Source organism: Uruburuella testudinis, assembly GCF_022870865.1.
GTDB classification, from domain to species: domain Bacteria; phylum Pseudomonadota; class Gammaproteobacteria; order Burkholderiales; family Neisseriaceae; genus Neisseria; species Neisseria testudinis.
On record NZ_CP091508.1, the window covers coordinates 2,091,990 to 2,115,932 of the forward strand.

Here is a 23,943-nt window from a genome sequence, read left to right on the forward strand (position 1 = left end):
GCACCGTATTTCTTTATCCCAAAACATATCTGAAAAACAAAAAAAGCCGTCTGAAAACCCTTTATCCGGCTTATTCAGACGGCCACCGTAAAGGCAACCCCATGAGCCACACACCCGACACCGCCCATCTGCTGCAACAACCCGTACAAGGCAGCGCCGGGCAGCCGCACCCGCACGACAGCGCCCGCCGCCACGTTACCGGCAGCGCGCCCTATGTAGACGATATGGCCGAGCTGCCCGGCACCGTACACATCGCCATCGGCAAAAGCCCGATTGCCCATGGCCGTCTGAACGCCCTGCATCTGGATGATGTGCGCACGGCAGAAGGCGTTATCGACATTTTAACCTTTGCCGATTTACCCGCCGAAACCGATGTCGGCCCTGTTTTCAAGGGCGACCCTTTGCTGGTAGAAAAAGAAATTTCCTTTTACGGCCAGCCTTTATTTGCCGTGGCCGCCCGCTCGCACCGTCTGGCCAAACAGGCCGCTTTATCGGGCAGAGCCGATTGCGAAGCCGCCGAGCCGGTGCTCGATATCGCCGCCGCCATGCGCCAAAACCGCTTCGTGCGCCCGCCCCATTTCATGCAAAAAGGCGATGCCGCCGCCGTATTGGCCGCCGCCGAGCACACGTTAAGCGGCAAACTGTATGTGCGCGGGCAGGAGCATTTTTATCTGGAAACCCAGGTTTCCTACGCCATTCCCGAAGACGACGGCGGCGTCACCGTATACTGCTCCACCCAACACCCCAGCGAAGTGCAGAAACTGGTGGCCGAAGTATTGGGCATACCATTGGCGCTGGTGCGGATTATCGTACGCCGTTTGGGCGGCGGCTTCGGCGGCAAAGAAACCCAAGCCGCGCCGTGGGCCTGCCTGGCCGCCCTGTTTGCCGTGCGCCTCAAGCGCCCCGCCAAGCTCAGACTCGACCGCCAAGACGACATGCAGCTCACCGGCAAACGGCATGATTTTGCCAACGAATACCGCGCCGCTTTTGATGCAGACGGCAAAATCCAAGCGGCAGACATCCGGCTGGCCGCACTCTGCGGCTACTCGCCCGATCTTTCCGATGCCATTGTCGACCGCGCCATGTTTCACAGCGACAACGCCTACCACTACCCCAACGCGCTCATCAGCGGCTACCGCTGCCAAACCCACACCGTCTCCAACACCGCTTTCCGCGGTTTCGGCGGCCCGCAAGGCGTGATTGCCGCCGAAGCGCTGATGGAAGATATTGCCCAAGCCGTCGGCCACGATGCGCTCGATGTGCGCTACACCAACCTCTATCAAGAAGGCGACAGCACCCATTACGGCCAGAAAATCGAACATTTTTACCTGCCCGAGCTGATGCGCGAGCTCGAACAAAGCAGCGGCTACCGCACCCGCCGCGAGGCCGTCGGCGCCTTTAACCGCCGCCACCGCCACCAAAAACGCGGCCTCGCACTCACGCCGGTTAAATTCGGCATTTCGTTTACCGTCACCTTTTTAAACCAAGGCGGCGCGCTGGTGCATATTTACACCGACGGCAGCGTCCATCTCAATCACGGCGGCGTAGAAATGGGACAAGGCCTGTTTACCAAAGTGGCGCAAATCGTGGCGGCCGAATTCGCGCTCGACATTGAACGCATCAAAATTTCCGCCACCGATACCGATAAAGTGCCCAACACATCCGCCACCGCCGCCTCATCGGGCACCGACCTCAACGGCATGGCCGCACAAAATGCCTGCCGCACGCTCAAACAGCGCTTGTTGGATTTTATCGGCAGTCATTTCGACAGGCCGTCTGAAAACGTGCGCTTCTGGCGCAACCATGTCTTGATTGCCGATAACGACATCCGCACTGCCGATAATGATGCGCTGGCCGCACTCGCCGCCGACCCGCAACACTGCCGCTGCCTCGCTTTCGGCGAATTGGCAACCTTGGCCTACCAACACAGCATTTCACTTTCGGCCAGCGGCTTTTATGCCACACCGGAAATTTATTACCACCGCGACAGCGCCAGCGGCAAACCGTTTTATTACTTCGCTTTCGGTGCCGCTTGCAGCGAAGTGGAAATCGACACCCTCACCGGCGAATACCGCGTATTGCGCAGCGACATCCTGCACGATGTCGGCCGCTCCATCAATCCGGCCGTCGACATCGGCCAGATTGAAGGCGGCTTTATCCAAGGCATGGGCTGGCTCACCACCGAAGATTTGCGCTGGAACGACAACGGCAGGCTCGACAGCGCCGCTGCCGCCACCTATAAAATCCCCACCGCCGCCGATGTGCCCGAAATATTCAACGTAGCGCTCTATCACCGCGCCAATCCCGAAGCCACCGTTTACCACAGCAAAGCCGTGGGCGAACCGCCTTTTATGCTGGGCATCTCCGTCTGGTGCGCCCTGCGCGATGCCGTGGCCGCCTGCGCCGATTACCGCGTGCGCCCCGAATTAAACGCCCCCGCCACACCGGAAGAAATCCTGCATGCCGTCAACCGCGTACAGTCAGGAGCAGATAATGCCGTCTGAACACCCATGCCCATCGCACTCACTACACAACAGGCCGTCTGAACACCACACTTGGCATCAGGCGCTCGACAACTGCCACCGCAACCGAACGCCGCATGTGCTGGTTTCGATTATCGGCACTGCCGGCTCCGCCCCGCGCGGCTGCGGCAGCAAAATGGTCATCACCGCCGATGCCGCATACGACACCATCGGCGGCGGCGGTTTGGAACACCGCCTGATTGAAAAAGCCCGCCTGTTGTTGCAGGATGCACCCACCGGCGACAGCGCCCATACCCACATCGAAAACTTTTCCCTCGGCGCCAGCTTCGGCCAATGCTGCGGCGGCAGCGTTACCGTATTGTTTGAATGTTTTGCCTTTGCCGCACAACGCATCGTGCTTTTCGGCGCCGGCCATGTAGCGCAGGCGCTGGTCGGCATATTGGCACAACTGCCCTGCCGTGTAGATTGGTTCGACAACCGCGAAGACATACTGCCGCAGTCTGAACACCCCCGCATCCGCTGCCGCCGCTACCATGAAGATGATGCCGCCGCCACCATGCAGGCTTACGGTCAAGGCGCCTATATCTTAATCATGACCCACCGCCACGATTTGGATTACACCCTCATCGAAGCCGCCCTCGCCCTGCCCGCGCCCGCCGCCTTTATCGGCTGTATCGGCTCGGCCACCAAAGCCAAAAGTTTCACTCAAAAGCTGGCACGACAAGGCTTTGGCAGCGCCGACAGCAAACGCATCCACATGCCCGTCGGCCTGCCCGGCAAAGGCAAAACCCCGATGGAAGTGGCCGTGGCGGTGGCCGCCCAATGGCTGCAATGGCGTGATGCACAACTGCCCGACACCCCCCGGCGCAACGAAGGCATCGGGCGCCCGGCGCTGGCAGCATTGTCGCAATCAGCAGTAGAAAAGATGTGAATCATAAAAATTGGAATCATATCAACCGTTTCAGACGGCCTGAAACATTTTGTTTAAACACAGGCCGTCTGAATACCCATTCACAAAAGTAAGCTGACAAGGCGGCGGGCCGAAGACAGTACACACGTACGGGGCTGGTTGACTTGGCGCTTCAGCGCCTTAGCGAAAGCAGTCCTCTTCGAGCTCAGGCGAGCCAACGCGGTTAGGTTATTTTTGTGAATGGGTATGAAACAGCAAAAATAAAATACTCAGGAGCCCACCATGACCCTACACGCACACTTCGGCGAAATTCTCCATTATCTGCCCGACGGCCGCCCCGAATATTTTTCAGACGGCCTCTTGCTGGTAGACGAAGACAGCGGCACCATCATCGAATGCACCGCCGCCCAAAGCCGCCCCGACCTGCCCGATCACATCCGTCAAACGCGCCACCCAAACGCGCTGCTGATGCCGGGCTTTATCGACAGCCACTGCCATTATCCGCAAATCGACATCATGGCCAGCTACGGCGAACAGCTGCTCGACTGGCTCAACCAATACACCTTTCCCGCCGAAGCCGAATTTGCCGATGCCGCCCACGCCCGCGCTGTGGCCGAATTTTTTCTCGATGAGCTGCAAAACGCCGGCACCACCACCGCCATGGTGTTCGCCACCAGCCATCCGCAATCAGCCGATGCCTTTTTTGAAGCCGCCCGCGCCCGCAATATGCGCCATATCTGCGGTAAGGTGCTGATGGACAGAAACGCGCCGGCCGCCCTGCTCGACAGCGCCCGCTCCGGCTATGCCAACAGCAAAACCCTGATTGAGCGTTGGCACAACCAAGGCCGTCTGAAATACGCCGTTACCCCGCGTTTTGCCATCACCTCCACGCCCGAACAACTTGCATCGGCAGGCAAACTGCTGGCCGAATACCCCGGCGTGTATCTGCAAACCCATCTGGCCGAAAACCACGCCGAAATCGATTTCACCGCCACACTGTTCCCCGAGCGCAAAAGCTATCTCGATGTTTACGAACACTACGGCCTGCTCGGTGCCACCAGCACCTTTGCCCACGGCATCCACCTCAACGATGCCGAACGCCGCCGCCTGGGCGACAGCGGCAGCCAAATCGCCTTCTGCCCCTCATCCAACCTGTTTCTCGGCAGCGGCCTGTTTAACCTGAGCGCCAGCCGCGCCCTGTGCGGCGTAAGCTTCGCCTCCGACATCGGCGCCGGCAACAGCTACTGCATGCTCGCCACACTGGCCGCCGCCTACCAAGTCTGCCAGCTCCAAGGCTATGCCCTATCGGCACACGAAGCGTTTTACAGCATCACCCAAGGCAACGCCCAAAGCCTGCGCCTTGATGCCCATATCGGCAACTTCAACACCGGCAAAGAAGCCGACTTTATCGCACTCGACTGGCAGGCCACGCCGCTGTTGGCCAGGCGCACCGCCCGCTGCCGCAGCCTCGAAGAAAAACTGTTTGCCCTGATGATGCTCGGCGACGATCGGGCCGTGAAAGCCACTTATATTGCCGGCAAAAAAGTGTAAGCGTTCCCATCTGCTAAGGCCGTCTGAAAAACCACAGATTTCAGACGGCCTTTGACAATTAAGGTATCATTCAGGCCGTCTGAAACCTTTTTCCGCCACCGCCGTGAACCCAGCTTTTGATATCGATATTTTCCTGAAAAACCTGCCCAACCTGCCGGGCGTATACCGCATGCTCGACAAAAGCGGCAACGTGCTCTATGTCGGCAAAGCCGTCAACCTCAAGCGGCGCGTGGCCAGCTATTTTCAAAAAAACGACCATTCCCCGCGCATCACCCTGATGGTGAAGCAAGTGCATTCGGTCGAAACCACCGTTACCCGCAGCGAGGCCGAAGCGCTGATTCTGGAAAACAACTTCATCAAAGCGCTGTCGCCGAAATACAATATTCTGTTTCGCGACGACAAAAGCTATCCCTACCTGATGCTCACCGGCCACGAATGCCCGCAGATGGCCTATTATCGCGGCACGCTCAAAAAGCCCAACCAATATTTCGGCCCCTACCCCAACGGCTATGCCGTGCGCGACAGCATTCAAATTCTGCAAAAAGTGTTCCGCCTGCGCACCTGTGAAGACAGCGTGTTCGCCAACCGCGACCGCGCCTGCCTGCTCTACCAAATCCGCCGCTGCTCCGGCCCCTGCGTCGGCCACATCAGCCACAAAGATTATCAAGCCAGCGTCAATGAAGCCGTTACCTTTCTCAACGGCAAAACCGGCGAGCTCACCCAAACCCTGCACCACAAAATGCAGCAGGCCGCTGCCGCACTGCAATTCGAAGAAGCCGCCCGTTACCGCGACCAAATCCAAGCCCTCGGTCTCGTGCAGAGCCAACAATTCATCGACAGCAAAAACCCAAACAACCCCAACGATATCGACATTCTCGCCTTAGCATTAGAAAGCGGCACCGTGTGCATCCACTGGGTGAGCATCCGCGGCGGGCGGCATGTGGGCGACAAAAGCTTTTTCCCCGACGTGCGCCACGACCCCGACCCGCAGGCGCAAGAATACGCCGAAGCCTTTGTCGCCCAACACTACCTCGGCAAAAGCAAACCCGACATCATCATCAGCAACTTCCCCCTGCCCGAAAGCCTGCAAGAAGCGCTGATTTCCGAACACGGCAAACACATGCAGTTTGTCACCAAAACCATCGGCGAGCGCAAAATATGGCTGAAAATGGCCGAACAAAACGCCCGCCTAGCCATCAACCAACACCGCTTGCAACACAACAACCAACAGCAACGCATCGATGATCTGGCGCGCGTGCTCAACATGGATTCAGACGGCCTGCAACGGCTGGAATGCTTCGACATCAGCCACACCCAAGGCGAAGCCACCATCGCCAGCTGCGTGGTCTATGACGAACAAAATATCCAACCCTCGCAATACCGCCGCTACAACATCACCACGGCCAAAGCCGGCGACGACTATGCCGCCATGCGCGAAGTACTCACCCGCCGCTACGGCAAAATGGCCGAAGCCCAAGCCAACGGCGAAGCAGTAAAATGGCCCGACGCCGTATTGATAGACGGCGGCAAAGGCCAAGTCGGCATGGCCGTAGACGTGTGGCAAGAGCTCGGGCTCACCATCCCCATCATCGGCATCGCCAAAGGCCCCGAACGCAAAGCCGGGCTGGAAGAGCTGATACTGCCGTTCAGCGGCGAAACCTTCCGCCTGCCGCCCAACAGCCCCGCCCTGCACCTCTTACAAACCGTGCGCGACGAATCCCACCGCTTCGCCATCACCGGCCACCGCAAAAAACGCGACAAAGCCCGCGTTACCTCATCCTTAAGCGAAATTCCCGGCATCGGCAGCAAACGCCGCCAAGCCCTGCTCACCCGCTTCGGCGGCCTGCGCGGCGTTACCGCCGCCAGCATCGAAGATCTGGCCCAAGTAGAAGGCATCAGCGATGCCTTAGCCGAAAAGATTTACCGGCATCTGCATTAAAAGCCTGCCGGCCATATAGCATAAATGTTTTTTCTTCTGCCATATAAAAAGGCCGTCTGAAAGCAGCTCTTTCAGACGGCCAAACACCTTTAATACCCGTTAACCTTCAAACCGTTTGATTTCACCATAATGAATCTCAATTTTTTCCGGCTCTACGGCCAAACAATATTGTTTACGGTTTTTGCAGCCGGAGCTCTCAATTTCATAATATTTGGCATAATCACACAAATACTTGGTAAGCTTGTTTTTAATCCGGGTCGGCACTTCTTTCCAGATTTCCTGAATATCCAAATCACCAAATCTTTTTTCCAAACATTGCATATCGCCCAACTGCCTTACCCTCAAACTTTCCTTCAATTGCCGGTAATAATGCCAATAACGCCGCTTTAGCAATTCAGCATCATCATTCATGCTTTTCTGCCGCACCAAAGCCTTCCCCATTATCCTAAATTCAGCCATCGCCAGATAAAAGCTGAATTCACGCTCCGTCAGCTTAATCGGTTCAGCATCACCACATAGAATACGCAAGCTGCGGCAGTCAATCACCAAATGAAAATCTGCCAAATCTTTTTGCGTTACCGCCACCGCCTGCGAAAAGCTCCAACCGTCAGCCAATACCAGCTTCGGCATGCCCTCACGCATCCGCACAAACGGAATATCTGCCAGCATCACCTGAGCCTCGGCCGCATCACGCATACCCCGCGGCGTACTCAACATTTTACTCTGCTGAGGCGGGTAGAAAAACTCGCGGTTTTGCTCGAATGCTTCTTCCACCAACACATGCGACAAACGATCCTGCCGGCGGCCGAACAAGGATAACGCATAGCCGATATAAAACCCCATCGACTTACGCCCGCCCGCAATCGACACATGCAGCTCGGTTTGCTCATCCGCACACAAATCATGGATAAAGCGCACAATCTGATCAGCCGCCAGATTATTTTCCTCCGGCGAACGGATATCCGCCAACGGCTCACCCCGATTGTCCTTAATCACATGAATACAACCGGCATCAAACCGGATAGACGGCAACGCATATTCCGCACACAAGCGCCCGAAAAAACCATTATCGCCCAACAACGAGCCAACAATATTCTCTGCCCCCGTCTGCGTGGTCAGCACATGGATTTCCTCAGGCAGCCATTGATGTTGCGTGTGCAGCGCATACAGCGTTTCAGTCACAATTTGCGGCGACATGCCTGTTACCGCCACGAGGATTTTCCGTTTATCGACCATGCAGCCATTTCTCCAACAACGTTTTCATTCCTTTCAAATCCTTTTGCTCAATCACATCTATCTGCGCCCCACGGGCACGGTCGCGCGACTGCGCCAACAGCTCTCGATACGACACCAACATCGCCCGCGTGCGCAAGCCGCCCAATTTTTTCAGTGATTCCAGCTTATACAACGCCTCTTCCGCCTTCGCTTCCGAACGGGTAAAATTCGCTGTTTTACATTCAATCACATGCAACACATTATCCGCCAACACCACCACATCCAACTCATTATGCTGGCGACTGTCGGCCTTAGCATTTTCAATCTGCACATTCAACGCCACATCTTGCACCCCCGGCAGAGATTTAACCGTCTGAAACACATAATCCTCAAACCAGCCGCCACCCACATATTGGCGGGCTTCCAAATCAGCAAAATGCAGCTTCTCCCCTTTCTGCTCCGCCAAATCATATTGCTCCAACAAAGACAGCAAGTGCGCCATGTTTTGCATATTGTGGCTTTTAGGGGCAGCACAGACCAACGCCTGTTTATTCTTCTGCACATTCTTCTGCACAGCCTCGGAAATCGCAAAATTCAATGCGCTCAACTCATCAGCCAAGGAGCCGTGAGCGCGCACCAGCTCTTCCACAAACGGCTGACACTGCGGTTTTTGCAAACGGTTTTGTATTTCCCCGCGCACCGGATAACCATGCAGCTTCAGATAATCCTCGATTTTGATTTTCGGCGGCTGAAGCTGCACACGCTCACTACCCTCCAGCAGCAACACCTCATTGCTGTCGGCAGTAAAATAAAATGCCGGATAACCCGCATCCTTAAACATACCGTAAGCTGCAATCGCCATCAGCTTGGTACCGCCGGTCACATTCAACGCCACCTGCTCCTTATCCACATCACACAGCAGTTCAAACACCTGCTCGCCCACCTTTGCCATATCATACGCATCCGCCACCTCAAGCTGCCGCACTCGCACCCCGCAGCGCTCACTCAACACCTTGGCCAACACTTCCGCTTTAGCCCGCATTCGCTCCGTTACCAACAGCACCACCTCTTGCGGGCGGAAATCCCTATCCAATACCGGCACAAAATTCGGCACTGCCTGATCCGACACCAAACACACATGCACATCAAATTTCTTCATTATCACTCTCCCTTTTCTTTCAGACGGCCTTTACAAAGCCTGCACCTCAAAGCGCTGCAAAGCACAGCCCAAACGCAGCATATCATTAACCGAATACTCCGAGCCGCGGCCCGCTTCCGTTTGCGCCAAAGTCAAAAAATAAAACGCGGCACCACGTGCGCACACTTCCGCCGCCAAGTGCAGCGGCAGCGTACCCAATACCACATCGCCCGGTTGCACCACAGCCGGATCCAAATGGCGCACAAAACAATCCACCTGCCATTGCGGCTGCTGTTTTATCCACTCAACAGCCCCCTCATGGCGCGACACAAAATAAATCACTATTATCCCCTAAAACGACTAAAAACACATATTATCCCTATTCCCTACCACTTAACAGCCGCACAAAATTGTGTTTGCACTGCTACACCCCTTCCAAGCCGTCTGAAACAAAATAGCGATTCAACCAACCACCCCCGCCAACCACACCCCCTCAGGCACACAATCTGCCCCCAAAGCCTTGCATAAACCACCCTTAGGCAGCGGATACACCCGCACATCATCTGCCCGCTTATCCAGAAACGGCAGCAAGCCCGCTATACAGCGTTCTAAATCCGCCTGCTCCCCCACCAGCAGAAACACACTGTTTTGCAGCGGCAACGCGTGGCCGCACAACCAACGATACACCCGCTGCAAACGTGCCGGCTTCGCCACATCATACGCAATCAGCCACCGCATCCTGCCGCTCCAACAACAACATTTCAGACGGCTCAAAACCTTCCGTTTCACCCCTTGCCGCCCCCAAAGCCGCCAGCAAATCCATACACGCCCGATACATCAGCGGCCGCCACCCCTTCGCCGCCGACTCAAACGCCGCATAAAACCGCAGCCGCCCCGCTTTACCCATCATACAAGCCTCCCCACGCATCGAAAAATCCTCCGGCCGCATCACACCTTCTGCAAACAAATCCACCGCCCATTCATCATAAAGCGGCCGCAGCGGCTCCAACAAATCACTCGCCAGTGACTCACGCCCATGCGCCGGCTCATGATAAAAACCCACAAAAGGATCCAACCCCGTCAGATAAATCTGGCGCACCAGCTCAAAATGCAGCAACGTATACCCCAACGACAATACCACATTAAATGCATCTCTCGGCGGCCTGCGGTTGCGCCCCCGAAAACCCAGCGAATCCGGCAACACCTTGGCCAAAGCCGCAAAATAATGCGCCGCTGCCACCCCCTCCAAGCCACGCAACACCGCCCCATCCGGCACATCTTCCACTTGCGCCGCCGCCCGCACCACCACCTCAACATCCGCCTGCAAACGCCTACGCACCGTTTCGTTTTTCGCCGACAGCTTATCCAAACACGCCAACTGCCCCCGCAATTTTTCCGCCACCCAATCCCTAGCCATCAGCAAGCAGAAATCCGACTGAGCCGCCAGCGCAAACTGCACCAAGCGCCGGCGTGCATCCACCCGCAAACTCGGCATCAACAACACCGGCGCCCGCTTACGCCCGCTCAACACCACCACCCCCGCACCCTGCTCCCCCAACTTGCCCAACACCGAAGCCGAAAGCTGCAAATCCCCGCGGATACACACCCGCTCCAACACCCGTAACGGCACCGTACCCATCCGCACATCTTCATCATAAAACGCCAACGCCGCCCCATCCACCCGCAGCATTAACCCCTTGCGATCAATAAACAATGTCGTCATCCCGCCCCCTATCCAATCACAAACGGCTCGTAAGCCATACTTTTTGCACACCCCAACAACAACGGCGTTACCCGCTCATCCAGCCGCACCACCTGCAACCGGTCGGTCGGTGCCAACATCAACGGCAGTCGCACACACAAATCCTCCAGCTCTCCTTGCGTAAGCCAACACTCAAATAAAGATTTCTGCCCCCCTACCGCATAGCCCCGCAAAATCCCGCGCACCTGCCGCTGCACACAGCAATCGCCGATATCATAAGCAAACAAATACAAATGCCTTTTAGCCATACCATACTCCCGCTTCAGCAAGACTCAATTGAAGAAATTTTCAGATAGCCTCAACCATCCTATCCCCGATTTAATGAGGCTTTTTTTGAACCCACCTTGCCGCCTATTCCGCCGGCAGCCTGTCGGATACGTTCAAAACTCTTGCTTACTTGCCTTAGGCAGCCATAATAATATTGACTTTAAGTTCTTTTGCCATTTTCCATTCTCAGGATACTGCAATGGGTGAACAATCTGAAACCGAACGTTTCTTTGCCATGGTAAACGGCGCAATCAGCATGATAATTACGATGCTTAGTCGCCTGTTTTTACTGTTTTTACTGTTTTTGGTAATAGCAGCCTTGGTGGTTTTTATGATTCTCTTCAATATCCATCCGGGCTGATGCCGGCTTTTCCCAACAGGCCGTCTGAATTTTCAGACGGCCTGTTTATTTGCCGCCTTCATTTGCCCGCATAACCCAAATAGCGCGGTGCGTCCATCGCAACAAATCCAGCAGATTATGTCTGAGTCCCCGATTTGATGGGGCTTTTTTGAATTTACAATCACATATTTTTCATAAGGTATTGGACTCAACATCTCGTAAAGTGAACCCATATGCTCGTTTGCCTCTTCCATAGAGACATTTTGAGAAAAATAAATGTATTGAGCAGCCCTGTCGTAAAAGGCGCTATCTGGGAAATAATCGTTGGTTGGTAAGTTTGTGCCCATTGCCTCATTCATGGCCGCAACCATATTTGCATCAAGTATGCAGCATGAATAATACAAGTAATAACAATACGTCTTGTTTTTATTTTTAATGATATTGCTGCATCCTAAACAAACGATTACGGCATTTATCGTGTTACTATAGATTCGGCAATTTTAATTCTAAAAATCTTTTGTTAATTTCTTTTTAAAACAATTAGATTGATTTAAAAAATTCAATTATTTAATTGCCGTTTCTATAATTATACCCGCGCGGCCATTTCAGGGTCGTTCAAAACCCACTCGCGACCATCTTGCTCAAGCGTGAAATGCGTGGTGTTTTCAAAATAGTTTTCACGGTAAAACTCTTTGAATTTTTCTGCCGCAATCAATGTGTGCACATCGGTTTTGCCGCGATATTCTGCCAGCATTTCTTCATCCATCGTGTCACCGAAATGGTAACCGTGGCGAGCCATCACATCTTTCACGGCAAACCAATACACGCCAAACTCGGCATAGGCTTCAGGCCGTTCGGTAATGCGGTCAAACAGCAGCTTTGCGCCAAATGCCGCCAAATCGGAAAATCCTGAATTTTGCTTCAGTTTTTCCTGCGTATCAGCAGTTTGCGCATCCCAATCTTCTTGCGATTCAAACATGCGGAATGATTTCAACATCGGTATTTCCTTTCAAATTCAAGTGGTGCAAATTTGACATAATCCGCACTACCTGTCTATGCCTTTCAGTCGATGTCTTAATCCCCGATTTGATGGGGCTTTTTTGAATCAATAGATTTAGAAGCACAAACCGCCAGCCACCCGTCTTAATCCCCGATTTGATGGGGCTTTTTTTGAATCAAGCTTATCCAATTACAATTTTTGGGTGAACAGTCTTAATCCCCGATTTGATGGGGCTTTTTTTGAATAGATTTCGTTTTTTGAATAGATTTCGTTTACCGAATTGTCCACTGCTGGCAGTCTTAATCCCCGATTTGATGGGGCTTTTTTTGAATTCATATGGCGCAACAAAGATGGGTGGCAGGACAGTCTTAATCCCCGATTTGATGGGGCTTTTTTTGAATCGACGGGGCCAGTGCAGCCTGCACACGCAGCTGGGTCTTAATCCCCGATTTGATGGGGCTTTTTTTGAATGTATCACATGAAGTACCAGAGTACCGCCGAGAGTCTTAATCCCCGATTTGATGGGGCTTTTTTTGAATTCATATGGCGCAACAAAGATGGGTGGCAGGACAGTCTTAATCCCCGATTTGATGGGGCTTTTTTTGAATTACAAGCACATGGAAGGTAATATCATCACCCGATGTCTTAATCCCCGATTTGATGGGGCTTTTTTTGAATTTTACGCCTTCATCGAAAGAAGCGGAGGGCTATGTCTTAATCCCCGATTTGATGGGGCTTTTTTTGAATTTAACACATTATACACTAGACATCTAAATCGTATGTCTTAATCCCCGATTTGATGGGGCTTTTTTTGAATCCGTAACCTGCATAATCGCGTTGATTGTGGTGTCTTAATCCCCGATTTGATGGGGCTTTTTTTGAATGCAGCGGTAGCGTCAATCACAGGCAGCCCGTTGCGTCTTAATCCCCGATTTGATGGGGCTTTTTTTGAATGACTAGAAATTTTAAAAGCGAGTCTCGCTAAAAAGTCTTAATCCCCGATTTGATGGGGCTTTTTTTGAATCTTAACTATCCGAACCTGCGTATCGAAGAGAAAGTCTTAATCCCCGATTTGATGGGGCTTTTTTTGAATGCATCTTCATCACAGTTAGGGTCAGCATCACCACGTCTTAATCCCCGATTTGATGGGGCTTTTTTTGAATTCCAGCTCTCTACCCGATATTCAGATGGGTCTGTCGTCTTAATCCCCGATTTGATGGGGCTTTTTTTGAATGATACGACATACGCTGCCAGTTGTCTTTAAACCGTCTTAATCCCCGATTTGATGGGGCTTTTTTTGAATACGCTAAATCAAGCTCTCTGGCAGTTGATTATATCGGTCTTAATCCCCGATTTGATGGGGCTTTTTTTGAATGGTTATCAATCAGAAAATTGCGAAAAATTTTTAAGTCTTAATCCCCGATTTGATGGGGCTTTTTTTGAATGAATTTCAGTATTTTAATAATCCCAAGATGTACGTCTTAATCCCCGATTTGATGGGGCTTTTTTTGAATGACGAACGCAATAATAGTACTGCTACTGTGCCTGGTCTTAATCCCCGATTTGATGGGGCTTTTTTTGAATTTCTTCCCGAAACTTGTTGGTTTGCCCGATGACGTCTTAATCCCCGATTTGATGGGGCTTTTTTTGAATCCTCGTTCCTTAACAATTCGGAATGCCCTCTTTTCGTCTTAATCCCCGATTTGATGGGGCTTTTTTTGAATACCAAGCTGCGTTGTGATGTCATATCAGACGGCGTCTTAATCCCCGATTTGATGGGGCTTTTTTTGAATGAATGAAGAATTTGAACGTGCAGTAGATGCAGCAGTCTTAATCCCCGATTTGATGGGGCTTTTTTTGAATTCTCCTCAACGAGTTGGCGCGCAGAAATTGTCATTTAACTGTCTTAATCCCCGATTTGATGGGGCTTTTTTTGAATTTAATGGATGAAAGGATTTATACCATGTCTAAAAGGTCTTAATCCCCGATTTGATGGGGCTTTTTTTGAATCCGTTACCACCGACAAAAGAGATGATGCCTACTGGTCTTAATCCCCGATTTGATGGGGCTTTTTTTGAATGCTACTGATGCGCTTGATGCGGGTGAGTTTGAGCGTCTTAATCCCCGATTTGATGGGGCTTTTTTTGAATGCTAGGCTATACAAATGAAGAGGCGCATATTCAGTCTTAATCCCCGATTTGATGGGGCTTTTTTTGAATAGCAGGCGTTTATTTTCCTCTTGTTAATCAGAATATTGCAAACACTGTTTCCAATATTTTCTGCCTTAACAAAGCTAATCATAATTTAACCTCTGCTTAACTCGTAACGACCAAGGCCGAATACGGTTTCTTTGCCGATATGCAGCCATTGGCCGATATGCAGCAATTGGGAGAATTCTAGCGGCAAATCTTGAAGCTGCCAAGTGCCGGTAATGCCACCGAGGGTCATTTCGCGCTGCTGGCGGTTGGAATAGCGGTTCCAGTCGCGCCATTGCAGTTGCGGGCAGCTGCCGACTTCGGCGGCGGCGGCGCTCAGACGGCCGAAATCGGCATTTATCGGTTGCTGCCAGTGGGTGGCTGCAATAGTGGATACGCGCCGCATCAGTTGGCGTAGCAAAATGTCGGCCTTGATGCGGTGGATACCCAATACGCTGCCTTGACTTTGCAGACGCATAGGAGTGCGAATACGAAGAGTACACTGCTCGGGATAAGCTTGCGGCAGCGGTAGACTATCGGAATGGGGAAGGATATGGCCGTCTGAATAGATACTCTGCCAGTTTTTTGGGGTTTCGATGTGGATGTCGTTCAGACGGCCTTGCCCCCAAGTGGCACCAATACCACGCTGGAATGCTCTATCGAAAGCGTGGGCAATCAGGGGCAGCTGTTGTCTGGCTCTGCCGAGCAGTACTATATCAAAGCTGAAAGGTTCGCCGGCAGCATAATGGCGGCGGCCGTCTTCGGGGGCTTCGATAATGTAGGGCTGCGGTGGCGTTTGCTGCTGGCTGCGGTTGAGGCTGCTGCTGGCCGGGGCGGCGAAGATGCGGGTGTAGGGGCAGCTTTCGAGCAGGGGGCAGCCGCTGCATTCTTTTTGGCGGGTCATGCAGGCGGCGCGGCGCAGGGCGTGGCCAAACACGCCGCGCAGGGTGGAGCCGGCATATTCGGGCAGCTTCAGATCGCTATCGAGCATGAATTGAAAACGGTAGCGGGCAATGGGCAACTCGGCAGGCAGGTTGAGCGGGTTTTGCGGGTTCATAACGTTTTCCTTGTTTTGACCGCCTGTTTGCCGGCGGGTTTCAAACGGCCTTTATTCGCCGCGCAATTGGCGCAGAATGGCTTTGATTTCTTTTTCGCGCTTACCGACAAAAAATCCGCGTTTGATAACTTCGAGCTTTTTAAACGAGAAAGCAGCGGCAATTTGCTGCTTGCTGTTGTCGTCAAACTCTTTGACAGCTTGCTCGAAGGCGGTTTTCATTTGGTTGAAAAAAGCACTGTTAGCGACATCGTTGCGGCTATCGAAGTCGAATTGTTGCAGTCGCTCTTCCCAGTCGGCAATCAGACGCTCGGTGGGGTTCATGGCTTCAAGCTCGGCAGCGCGCTGTGCGGCAGCGGCCTGTTCGGCCTGTGCCTCGGCAATGCGGGCCTGTTCGGCGGCTTCGGCTTCTGCCCTCAAAGCAGCGGCTTTAGCGGCGGCGGCCTGCTTACGCCCAGCCAGCTTGCTTTGAATAGCCTGAATGTCGTGCAGATGACTACTATTTTGACGGCACCAGTCTTGTAGGGCATTGTTTTCGCTTTGCGGGTCGATTTCGATTAGCGCCCAGCCAAACGGCAGCAGGCCATGGGTTTCGCCCGCTGCTTGGGCAGCGAGCCAAACAGTTTTGGTTTGTGCAAGACCGCTGATAGTTTTGCTTTCAGCTCCGCCGTGCTTTCCTAGCCGCACCAGCATGATGTTTCCACGATTAAGCTGCGGCATCAGCTCAGCCAGTAGCATACGGGTGTGTTGCAGCCATGCTGGGTCAACCAGCTCTTGATCGGCGAGGATCTTATTTTCGGCTTCAAAGCGCAAGATGTGATAACGATTGGCATCTAGGGCAAGCTGTTGCAGGCTTTTGGGCTGCACAGGTTTTCTTGGCAGGCTTTTGTCGGGCTGCTTGATATGGGGTTTGTGCGCCAGCAACAATTGCTGCAGAGTGCAATCAGCGACAAAAGCTCGGTATTGCCCGTGTTGGATGGTTTCGCGGCGGCCGGTAACGCCTTTGGCTCGTACAACTTGGCCGTCTTTGACCACTTTTTGCTTTTTGTGGTTGGTGGCATATTGGATTTGGGTGGCATATTGGATTTGGGTGGCCACTAGGCCTTGCGGCATAAAATCGGCAGTTTTAAGCAGGCGCAGGCCGTCTGAAGCAAAGCTGCCCAAGAGGTTGCTTTCATAACGTATGGCATTGCGCTGATCAATACGCTCTCTAGACAGATTGCCGTCGCTAAGGCGCTCCAGCACGGCGGTGCGCAAACAGCCCTTGAAAGCACTACCGGGAATATAGGGCCGGTGGTTGTGCGGATTGATGGCGGTGCGCTCGATAGTAAAGTTGTTGCCAACCTTATTACCGCTGCGCTCGCGATTGGCTACCTGACCCAGCTTCTCTTGGTAGTTGTCTGCCAAAGCGCGGCTGACGCCCACAACGTTATGGGCGCAATCGGCAAACACGCTGCCGTGTTTTTTGAAGTAGCGTTGAATGGCAAAGATGTCGCCGCGTTTGGCGGTTTCCAGCAATTCGTTGCGCTGCAAGGGGGTGAGTGCGGCTTGCGACGGATCGAATGCATACAGTGCGCCGTCTTCAATCACATAATTGGTCGGTTCGTAGTCTTCGCCGCTGCCCAGATGCAGCGGTGAGAGCGGGGTCAGAAAGAGTTGGTAATGCTGTAAAAAGGCTTGCGGCATGTTGCGCTCCATAGCAAATCGGGCGGCAGGCCGTCTGAAAACGGCGCTTGCCCGGGTTGTCTGGTGGTTTGGTTAATTGGCCTGCTCCAGGTCAAAGCTTAAGGCAGGGGCGTAGCCTTGTTGTACGGCTTGCGGCTGGCTTTGGGAAATACCCGTTATCCCCTGCCCGACATTATGTTTGCCTGAAGGTGTGCCGCTGAATACGGCGCCGGTTTGTGCCATCAACACCGGCTGTTTAAACGGCTGCCCGGCGGTGGCCTGGATGTTGCCGTGGCGGCCGAAGCGAGTTTGGGTGTGGTAATAGCTGTGTGCAGCATCATAGCCCAAACCTTGCGGGCAACTGGCGGCAAGGGTGAAGACAGCATTGCCGCTGCGTTGCTCAAACAGGGCGGTTTTTTCTAGGGCGATGATGCTGAATTTGCCCAAGCCTGTGCTGGCATCACGCCCGTAGCCGCTCAAGCCGATATTGGTCAGCACTTGCTGCAATTGCGCCGCGTTCAGACGGCCTTCGTCCAACAGCAGGTAAATCTGCCATTCGTGCCCTGCGGCATACCAGATTTGTTCGCTTTCGTATGGAGCAAACCCGGTGCCTGCTCCGGTGGTGTGGGTTTGGCGGTTGAGGCTGTTGTGCGGCTGGCTGTGGCGGCTGATGAGCTCAGGCACCAGATCGTTACTGCTTTTGGCCTTCATTTGCCAGCGGCGGCTCGGTTCGCCTAATGCGCTTTCGGGCAGCCATTGGCGCTTTTTCAGCTTTTTGCGATCGGTTTCTTCACCTTGCTGCCAATAGGCAGACGGCAGAGTCGGCAGCGGCACATAACCTTTCGGAAAGGCATCAGATACCACGAGAAAGGGGCTGCCTTTGGTGTAGCCTTGCAGGCAGCTTTCTAATAGGGCTTCGCCGTATTGCTCGACAATGCCCCAGCAAATCTGCCCAAACAGGGTATCGCCCACCAGCGGGGTGCCGAAGGCGGTTTCGGGGCGGAGGGTGAGTTGGTAGGCTTGCATGGCTTTATTTCGCAAAGGGTTGGGTTTGATCAAAGTCTGCGCTGATGTCTTCGCCGTTTAATGTGAGGGCTTCAAAAGCCACTTTGCCGTAGCCACGCGAGCCGGAACCACCGAGGCTGTCGAGCTCAAGCAGCTTCAAGCCTTTCAGCAGGGTCTTGAGCAAATCTTCGCCATCGTTGTCGAATTGTTTGATGGTGAGCTTGAAGTCGAATTCGGCACCGGCCGGCACGCGCTCGGTTTGGCGCGGGTGTTCTGCCGTGCCGGCAATGCGGTTGATACGGTTTTCGCTTTTGGCTTCGGTAAACGGCAGGTTGTCGCTGCGCAGACGCTCGGCATAGTCTTTATTGAGGGCGCAATCCCAAAAGGATACGCGGGTGTGGCCGATTTCTTTTTGAAAGTCTTCGCTTTGGGTGTCGCCGCTGATGCCGAACAGTTGCAGAATCTGTTTGATGGCGGTTTGTTCTTCATCCTTTGCGCTGTCGTATTCTTTTTTGCCCAATGGTGCTTCTTGCACGGCGCCGCTTTTCCATTCGAGCAGGCTGCGGATTTTGCCTTTGAGGCTGCTGCCGGGGATATACGGCTCGCCGCTGACGGGGTGTTTGATGACGCTATTGTCGATGCCGCCGATATGGATTTCGCTGTCGCCCGCGCCGATGTGCAGGCCGGTTTGCAAAACCAGTTTGGCTTCCAGGATGTCGATTTTCTTCAGTTGCATGATGTTTTCTCCAGTTATTTCTGTTCGTTGGCTTTGCGGAAACCGAGCACGGCTTCAAAAAAGAGTTTGGCGTTTTTGAGGGTATCGGCGCTGTTGATTTGACTGATAATCTGGTTGAATACGGCGACAAAATTGCCATCCACATGCCCCCGCCCTTGCGAATAGGCGGCCTTGGCTTTCAGCATCTGGATAAACGGGGCGGCATTTTGATAAGCTTCGCCGCGTGAGGCTGCCTGAAACACTTTGTCGTGCCACATGGCCAATTCGTCGTAGAATTTGCGCAGTTGGGTGGATTTGTTGACATCGGCCACTCTGCCGCGATCATTCGCTCTCGGGCTGATATGCTCGGCTGCCTCTTTGGCAACGTCGCTGAAAATATCGGCTTGCAATGTGTTTAATTCGATGCGTTTCAAGTTCATTTCGTTATCTCGCTCTCAGTAGGTAAAAGTGGTTAAACAGCGCAATGCGGTATTTTGCGCCCAGTTTTTCAATGCCGTTTTGGTAAAAAGCTTCGGTAAGCTGTTTATAGGCGTTGTTTTTATCGCCGATGTGCTTGTTGTCGTTGACATAGCGGCGGGTGCGGTAGGCAAAACGGCTGCGCCACATGCTGGCGGCTACGTCGCCTTTGGCAGCCTTCTCTGCCTGCTCGCTGAATTGCAACATGCTGTAGATAAAGCCGGTGCTCAAACCGTAGCTTTGTTTCAGCTCATCGATACGCGCTGAGGCCGTCTGAATAGGGGCCCATTGCGGCCATGCCACAGCTTGGCTGTATACGCAAATGCTGTTTTTCAGACACGCTTTGCCTTCATGCTTATATTGGTTGTTTTTGGCAGCTTCCAGCGCTTCTTCTGCGTAAGCCGATAATTTAGCTAACGGCAGGTCGGGCTTGGTAACAGCAATACCTGCGCTGAACGTGATGCCCTTATTGCCTGCTACATATTCGCTGAAGCACGCATGCATCTCGGCTGCCAACTGCTGTATTTTCAGCCATGGGCCGATAAGGAAGAAATCATCGCCGCCGGCAAACACGGTGTAGGTATTGGGGTATTTCTCGGCACAACAAGCCGGCAGCCACAGGCTGAAAAAGTGGTTCATCTGTCGTGATAAGGCGGCCATTTTGGCAAATGTAGGCTCGCTTAATCCTTGCTGGAAAATACTGCCGAGGTTATCGACATCGCCTTTGAGCGTAGCAATGGCCACTTTACCGATAAAGCTTTGGCCGTCTTCACTGTGTCGTTCTTCGCACGCCAAATGGCTGAAGGTTTTCGGGTTGCCTGGCTGCACTTCGCCACTGTCTGCTGCTTCTTTGATAACCGTATATTTTCCTTCCAGCCAGCTATCGCCTTCGCTGAATCGGGGCACATAAGCATTGATGTAGCGGCGGGCATAGCCTTGCCACAAGTTGCTTTTGGTATTGTCCGGCCTTTCGGTATTGCCCGGCAAACTGAAATCCCAAAAGCGTAACAAGCTGCCATCCTTGGCCTGTGCACCAAATTTGCCGCTGATTTCTTGCTCTTCGGTGAAGGCAACAGTAAAGTCAAACAACGGCAAAGACAGTTTACGGGTGGCGTTGCTGTCTGTAATGCTGTCGCCATGTTCCAGCACCATCAAGCGGTCTTTCCGAACCAGTTCGCTGCCGAGATAGATTTGATCTCGCGACAGCCGCGCCACTACGTTGCCGTTATCGTCCAACTCTTCGCCGGGCAGTTGCTGGTTGTAACAGCACACACCCAAATGGTAATCAGCACTGAGTACGGTAGCGGCGGATGCGGTCAAATCAAAACGCTGTAATTTAGCTTGCTCCAGCACTTCGAATGATTGTTTCATCAGCGCTTTGAAGCCTTCTTTATTGACAAAGTCATTGCAGCTTGCTGCTTGAGTGGCTAAGCCGAGCGCTACTTGACCGTAGCTGTGCTGTAAAAACCACTGATTGATATCAACACGCACTTTCTCAACTGCCTCACGCACTTTGGCTGTATTCGGCGCCACAATCATAAATTTGCCGGCGGCATTGAGAATCTGCGAGGTGGGCGGCAAGTCGCAAGCGCGCAACACTTTCAACGCGGCCAGCTCGGCAAACAGCGACACTTGGAATGAGCGCCCGCGCAGCAGCTTGGCGGCATGCTTGTTGGTTTGGCTGCCGGATGCAAAAATAAAATTCTGAATACCGAAAAAATCGCCCTGAATCAACAAAATCTTTTGCTCGTCCCAATCACTGCGACTTTTCAAGGCCGCAGCAGCAGCTTCATCGGTTTGCCTGGCTGCCTCATGCCAACGCCACAAGGCGGCGGCAAGAGCAGCGGTGGTTTTACTATGGTCGTAAAGCGATACTTCGGGTTTGACACCGAAAGCAGTTGCCGCCGGAATAGCTTGGGTATAGCTCTGCCATAAAGTATCAAAATGGTCTAGCCATAAATGCCAATTGCTGCGGTGGGTTGCCGGAATCTCTTCCAAGCCTTGTAAAAACGCCTGCCATAATTCACGGTATTCTTGTTGGGCAGGCCGGTTTTCAGACGGCTCAATCTTTTCCCTTTTTTGTGGGAAAATGCTTTCCGGCGATAGGGATTTGAGCGGGTAGCAATAGGCTAAATCGGCATTCGCACTCGGTTTGCCGCCAGCCTTCAAGCCGACTTGCTCAAATAAAGTCAACAGGCGTGCCTGATAATGATTTTTGCCGGTTTTCAAGCCCGCGGCCGATTCGGCATTATCATCGGCTTGGTTGTAACGCTCAAATTCTTCCCGCTCAAAGCCGGATGCAACCCGATCAGCCGTGGCGATAATCCACTGCAAAAATGTGTCGGGTTTGTGATGCATCGCCGAGGCATTGAGCAGAGAATCGGTTTTGTCTTCCCCGCCTTGACGGGAAGCAAAGGGATACATATCGCCACGCACTAAATCCGGCGCGTGTTTCTCCAAAATATCCCAAGCTAAGGCAGTGTAGGCAGCGTGTTTGTGGGTATAATGACCGGTCGGCTTGCCATCGGCAAATCTTACCGGGCAATAAAGCTGGATATGTGTTTGCAATTTTTCATCCGGCACTTCCAGTCGGGCACGTTCAGCAAATTTGCCCAAATCATGCAAATAAGCGGCAAATGCCACCTTTGCTGTTGCATTATGCATAACCCCTCCTTAACCAAGGTTAAATTATATTAATATTTGGAACTTTTTTGTATTACATACATGCAATAAATATTTTGCATAGACACACAAATTTGTTTCTCGCTTGAATAATGAAACCAAGTGCAATGTTTTTTTAAAAGCCTCATAAGCAGCGTGCCGGGTTAAGCACCTGCATAGATGTAAATTAATTCTCTTCACGACCAACTGAATATAATCATCACTCCACCAACCTATATCCCGCTACTTCAGAAGAAAATATCCCACAGCAGCCATTACTGTTTTCATTCATTCTCCATTACCACAAGGGTATAAAGTTCTGGAAGTAAAGCTTGCCTTTTAAGATGCAGATACTATAGTTTTACATGTAGTGCCGTGTGGATTCACGTAAAATTGTCGCAGCGCTGCCTTCAAAATTGATATGCTTTGATAATCTTTCTTAGCGCATATTTCTATATGACGAAAATTGACTTACGGCCGCCTTATCTGTATCTGCTTGTTGCATTTGGATGGTAAATACAAGGTTATAGAATCATCCCCGCTTCAGACGGCCTCACCATAAACATTTCCAAGCGCCGTCACAAATTCGTTATAATATCTACCATTGATTCAGACGGCCTTACGGAAGCTGCCCGCTTTTAGTATCAAAACAGCACGCCCTAAAAAAATCAGCCGCTTACCCATACCGTCGGAACACAAACCACCACACAAAGAAAGCCCCGCCGATTATGCCGTGGAATATCCCGATTTTCCTTACCTGGATGCGCGTGTTGCTGATTCCGGTGTTCACCGTCTTATTTTATCTGCCTGCGGGCTGGCTTGACCCGCAAACCGTCAACTGGACAGCCGCCGTGATTTTTGCCGCCGCCGCGGTTACCGATTGGTTTGACGGCTTTCTTGCCCGGCTGTGGAAACAAACCTCTGATTTTGGCGCTTTTCTTGATCCGGTTGCCGATAAATTAATGGTTGCCGTCGCTCTGATTCTGCTTGTGAGTGTCGGCCGCACCTATGCCATCTTCGCCATGATTATCATCGGCCGCGAAATTACCATTTCCGCCCTGCGCGAATGGATGGCGCAAATGGGAAAACGCGGTAGTGTGGCAGTAGCCACCATCGGCAAATTCAAAACCACCGCTCAGATGGTCGCCATTTTGCTGCTCCTCATCAGCTTGCGTGATTTTCACGGCCTCGATTTGATTTTTATCGGTAACATATTGATGTTTCTGGCCTCCGTGCTCACCATCTGGTCGATGTTCTATTACTTGAAAATGGCCTGGAAAGAATTCCGGCAATAATTTTCCGCCAAAAGGCTTGACAGTAAATTTCTACGCACTATAATGGCGTTCTCTTGTTGATACAGCAATGCAATCAAGCAAGCCCAAGCGGGAATAGCTCAGTTGGTAGAGCGCAACCTTGCCAAGGTTGAGGTCGCGAGTTCGAGACTCGTTTCCCGCTCCACAGTTTATGTTTCAAATGTAATTCCGATGCGGGAATAGCTCAGTTGGTAGAGCGCAACCTTGCCAAGGTTGAGGTCGCGAGTTCGAGACTCGTTTCCCGCTCCAACAT

20 protein-coding genes, 2 tRNA genes and 1 CRISPR repeat array are annotated in these 23,943 nt (G+C 52.6%); of the genes, 8 read left to right on the plus strand and 14 right to left on the minus strand.

Going from position 1 to position 23,943, the window contains the following annotated elements:
* Positions 1-101 precede the first annotated feature (101 nt).
* From xdhB to uvrC, 4 genes are all read left to right on the plus strand, one after another.
* The gene (gene xdhB, locus LVJ83_RS09630) at positions 102-2,504 is read left to right on the plus strand and encodes a xanthine dehydrogenase molybdopterin binding subunit (protein WP_244784289.1); all 2,403 of its coding nucleotides are present in this window, start codon (positions 102-104) and stop codon (positions 2,502-2,504) included.
* The gene (xdhC, locus tag LVJ83_RS09635) at positions 2,494-3,414 is read left to right on the plus strand and encodes a xanthine dehydrogenase accessory protein XdhC (protein WP_244784290.1); all 921 of its coding nucleotides are present in this window, start codon (positions 2,494-2,496) and stop codon (positions 3,412-3,414) included. The genes xdhB and xdhC overlap by 11 nt, the downstream gene beginning before the upstream one ends.
* A 261-nt stretch (positions 3,415-3,675) precedes the next feature.
* Entirely contained in the window at positions 3,676-4,944 is a 1,269-nt protein-coding gene (guaD, locus tag LVJ83_RS09640) for a guanine deaminase (RefSeq protein WP_244784291.1), read from the plus strand.
* 103 nt (positions 4,945-5,047) lie between these two features.
* The gene (uvrC, locus tag LVJ83_RS09645) at positions 5,048-6,883 is read left to right on the plus strand and encodes an excinuclease ABC subunit UvrC (RefSeq protein ID WP_244784292.1); all 1,836 of its coding nucleotides are present in this window, start codon (positions 5,048-5,050) and stop codon (positions 6,881-6,883) included.
* A 99-nt stretch (positions 6,884-6,982) separates the two neighbouring features.
* Here uvrC and csm6 read toward each other — a convergent pair whose 3' ends face one another.
* From csm6 to LVJ83_RS09675, 6 genes are all read right to left on the minus strand, one after another.
* Positions 6,983-8,119, minus strand: a complete 1,137-nt coding sequence (gene csm6, locus LVJ83_RS09650) for a CRISPR-associated ring nuclease Csm6 (RefSeq protein ID WP_244784293.1) — start codon at positions 8,117-8,119, stop codon at positions 6,983-6,985.
* Entirely contained in the window at positions 8,109-9,257 is a 1,149-nt protein-coding gene (locus tag LVJ83_RS09655) for a Card1-like endonuclease domain-containing protein (protein ID WP_244784294.1), read from the minus strand. The genes csm6 and LVJ83_RS09655 overlap by 11 nt, the downstream gene beginning before the upstream one ends.
* A gap of 30 nt (positions 9,258-9,287) precedes the next feature.
* Positions 9,288-9,578 (minus strand): CRISPR-associated protein Csx16, encoded by a 291-nt coding sequence (csx16, locus tag LVJ83_RS09660; RefSeq protein ID WP_244784295.1) that lies wholly within the window; start codon positions 9,576-9,578, stop codon positions 9,288-9,290.
* A gap of 120 nt (positions 9,579-9,698) precedes the next feature.
* Positions 9,699-9,974, minus strand: coding sequence for a CRISPR-associated endonuclease Cas2 (gene cas2, locus LVJ83_RS09665; protein WP_244784296.1), 276 nt, complete (start codon positions 9,972-9,974; stop codon positions 9,699-9,701).
* A complete protein-coding gene (gene cas1 / locus LVJ83_RS09670; protein ID WP_244784297.1) occupies positions 9,952-10,959 on the minus strand; it encodes a CRISPR-associated endonuclease Cas1 in 1,008 nt (335 codons plus the stop codon). Before cas1 ends, cas2 begins: the two co-directional genes overlap by 23 nt.
* An 8-nt stretch (positions 10,960-10,967) precedes the next feature.
* On the minus strand, positions 10,968-11,246 hold the full coding sequence (locus tag LVJ83_RS09675; protein ID WP_244784298.1) for a CRISPR-associated endonuclease Cas2: 279 nt from the start codon (positions 11,244-11,246) through the stop codon (positions 10,968-10,970).
* A gap of 218 nt (positions 11,247-11,464) precedes the next feature.
* Here LVJ83_RS09675 and LVJ83_RS09680 point away from each other — a divergent pair, with 218 nt between their 5' ends.
* A complete protein-coding gene (locus LVJ83_RS09680) occupies positions 11,465-11,626 on the plus strand; it encodes a hypothetical protein (RefSeq protein WP_244784299.1) in 162 nt (53 codons plus the stop codon).
* Positions 11,627-11,658: 32 nt separating this feature from the next.
* Here LVJ83_RS09680 and LVJ83_RS09685 read toward each other — a convergent pair whose 3' ends face one another.
* The 8 genes from LVJ83_RS09685 to cas10 all read right to left on the minus strand — a co-directional run bounded on the left by LVJ83_RS09685 (position 11,659) and on the right by cas10 (position 22,380).
* Complete coding sequence (locus tag LVJ83_RS09685; protein WP_244784300.1) at positions 11,659-11,964, minus strand: hypothetical protein; 306 nt, start codon at positions 11,962-11,964, stop codon at positions 11,659-11,661.
* A gap of 227 nt (positions 11,965-12,191) precedes the next feature.
* Positions 12,192-12,602, minus strand: coding sequence for a hypothetical protein (locus LVJ83_RS09690; protein WP_244784301.1), 411 nt, complete (start codon positions 12,600-12,602; stop codon positions 12,192-12,194).
* A 74-nt stretch (positions 12,603-12,676) separates the two neighbouring features.
* Positions 12,677-14,824: a CRISPR direct-repeat array (repeat unit 36 nt; unit sequence GTCTTAATCCCCGATTTGATGGGGCTTTTTTTGAAT).
* Positions 14,825-14,909: 85 nt separating this feature from the next.
* Positions 14,910-15,857: a CRISPR system precrRNA processing endoribonuclease RAMP protein Cas6 gene (gene cas6, locus LVJ83_RS09695; protein WP_244784302.1), complete on the minus strand. Its 948-nt coding sequence runs from the start codon at positions 15,855-15,857 to the stop codon at positions 14,910-14,912.
* A 51-nt stretch (positions 15,858-15,908) separates the two neighbouring features.
* Positions 15,909-17,552 (minus strand): RAMP superfamily CRISPR-associated protein, encoded by a 1,644-nt coding sequence (locus LVJ83_RS09700; RefSeq protein ID WP_244784303.1) that lies wholly within the window; start codon positions 17,550-17,552, stop codon positions 15,909-15,911.
* 60 nt (positions 17,553-17,612) lie between these two features.
* Positions 17,613-18,545 (minus strand): type III-A CRISPR-associated RAMP protein Csm4, encoded by a 933-nt coding sequence (gene csm4 / locus LVJ83_RS09705; RefSeq protein ID WP_244784304.1) that lies wholly within the window; start codon positions 18,543-18,545, stop codon positions 17,613-17,615.
* 4 nt (positions 18,546-18,549) lie between these two features.
* Positions 18,550-19,260: a type III-A CRISPR-associated RAMP protein Csm3 gene (csm3, locus tag LVJ83_RS09710; protein ID WP_244784305.1), complete on the minus strand. Its 711-nt coding sequence runs from the start codon at positions 19,258-19,260 to the stop codon at positions 18,550-18,552.
* A 14-nt stretch (positions 19,261-19,274) separates the two neighbouring features.
* Positions 19,275-19,679, minus strand: a complete 405-nt coding sequence (gene csm2 / locus LVJ83_RS09715; RefSeq protein ID WP_244784306.1) for a type III-A CRISPR-associated protein Csm2 — start codon at positions 19,677-19,679, stop codon at positions 19,275-19,277.
* A 4-nt stretch (positions 19,680-19,683) separates the two neighbouring features.
* On the minus strand, positions 19,684-22,380 hold the full coding sequence (gene cas10, locus LVJ83_RS09720; protein WP_244784307.1) for a type III-A CRISPR-associated protein Cas10/Csm1: 2,697 nt from the start codon (positions 22,378-22,380) through the stop codon (positions 19,684-19,686).
* A 725-nt stretch (positions 22,381-23,105) separates the two neighbouring features.
* Between cas10 and pgsA the strand changes: the two genes are divergently transcribed.
* From pgsA to LVJ83_RS09735, 3 genes are all read left to right on the plus strand, one after another.
* Positions 23,106-23,672 (plus strand): CDP-diacylglycerol--glycerol-3-phosphate 3-phosphatidyltransferase, encoded by a 567-nt coding sequence (pgsA, locus tag LVJ83_RS09725; RefSeq protein ID WP_244784308.1) that lies wholly within the window; start codon positions 23,106-23,108, stop codon positions 23,670-23,672.
* A gap of 87 nt (positions 23,673-23,759) precedes the next feature.
* A tRNA-Gly gene (locus LVJ83_RS09730) sits at positions 23,760-23,835 on the plus strand.
* A 28-nt stretch (positions 23,836-23,863) separates the two neighbouring features.
* A tRNA-Gly gene (locus LVJ83_RS09735) sits at positions 23,864-23,939 on the plus strand.
* The last annotated feature ends 4 nt before the right edge of the window (positions 23,940-23,943 follow it).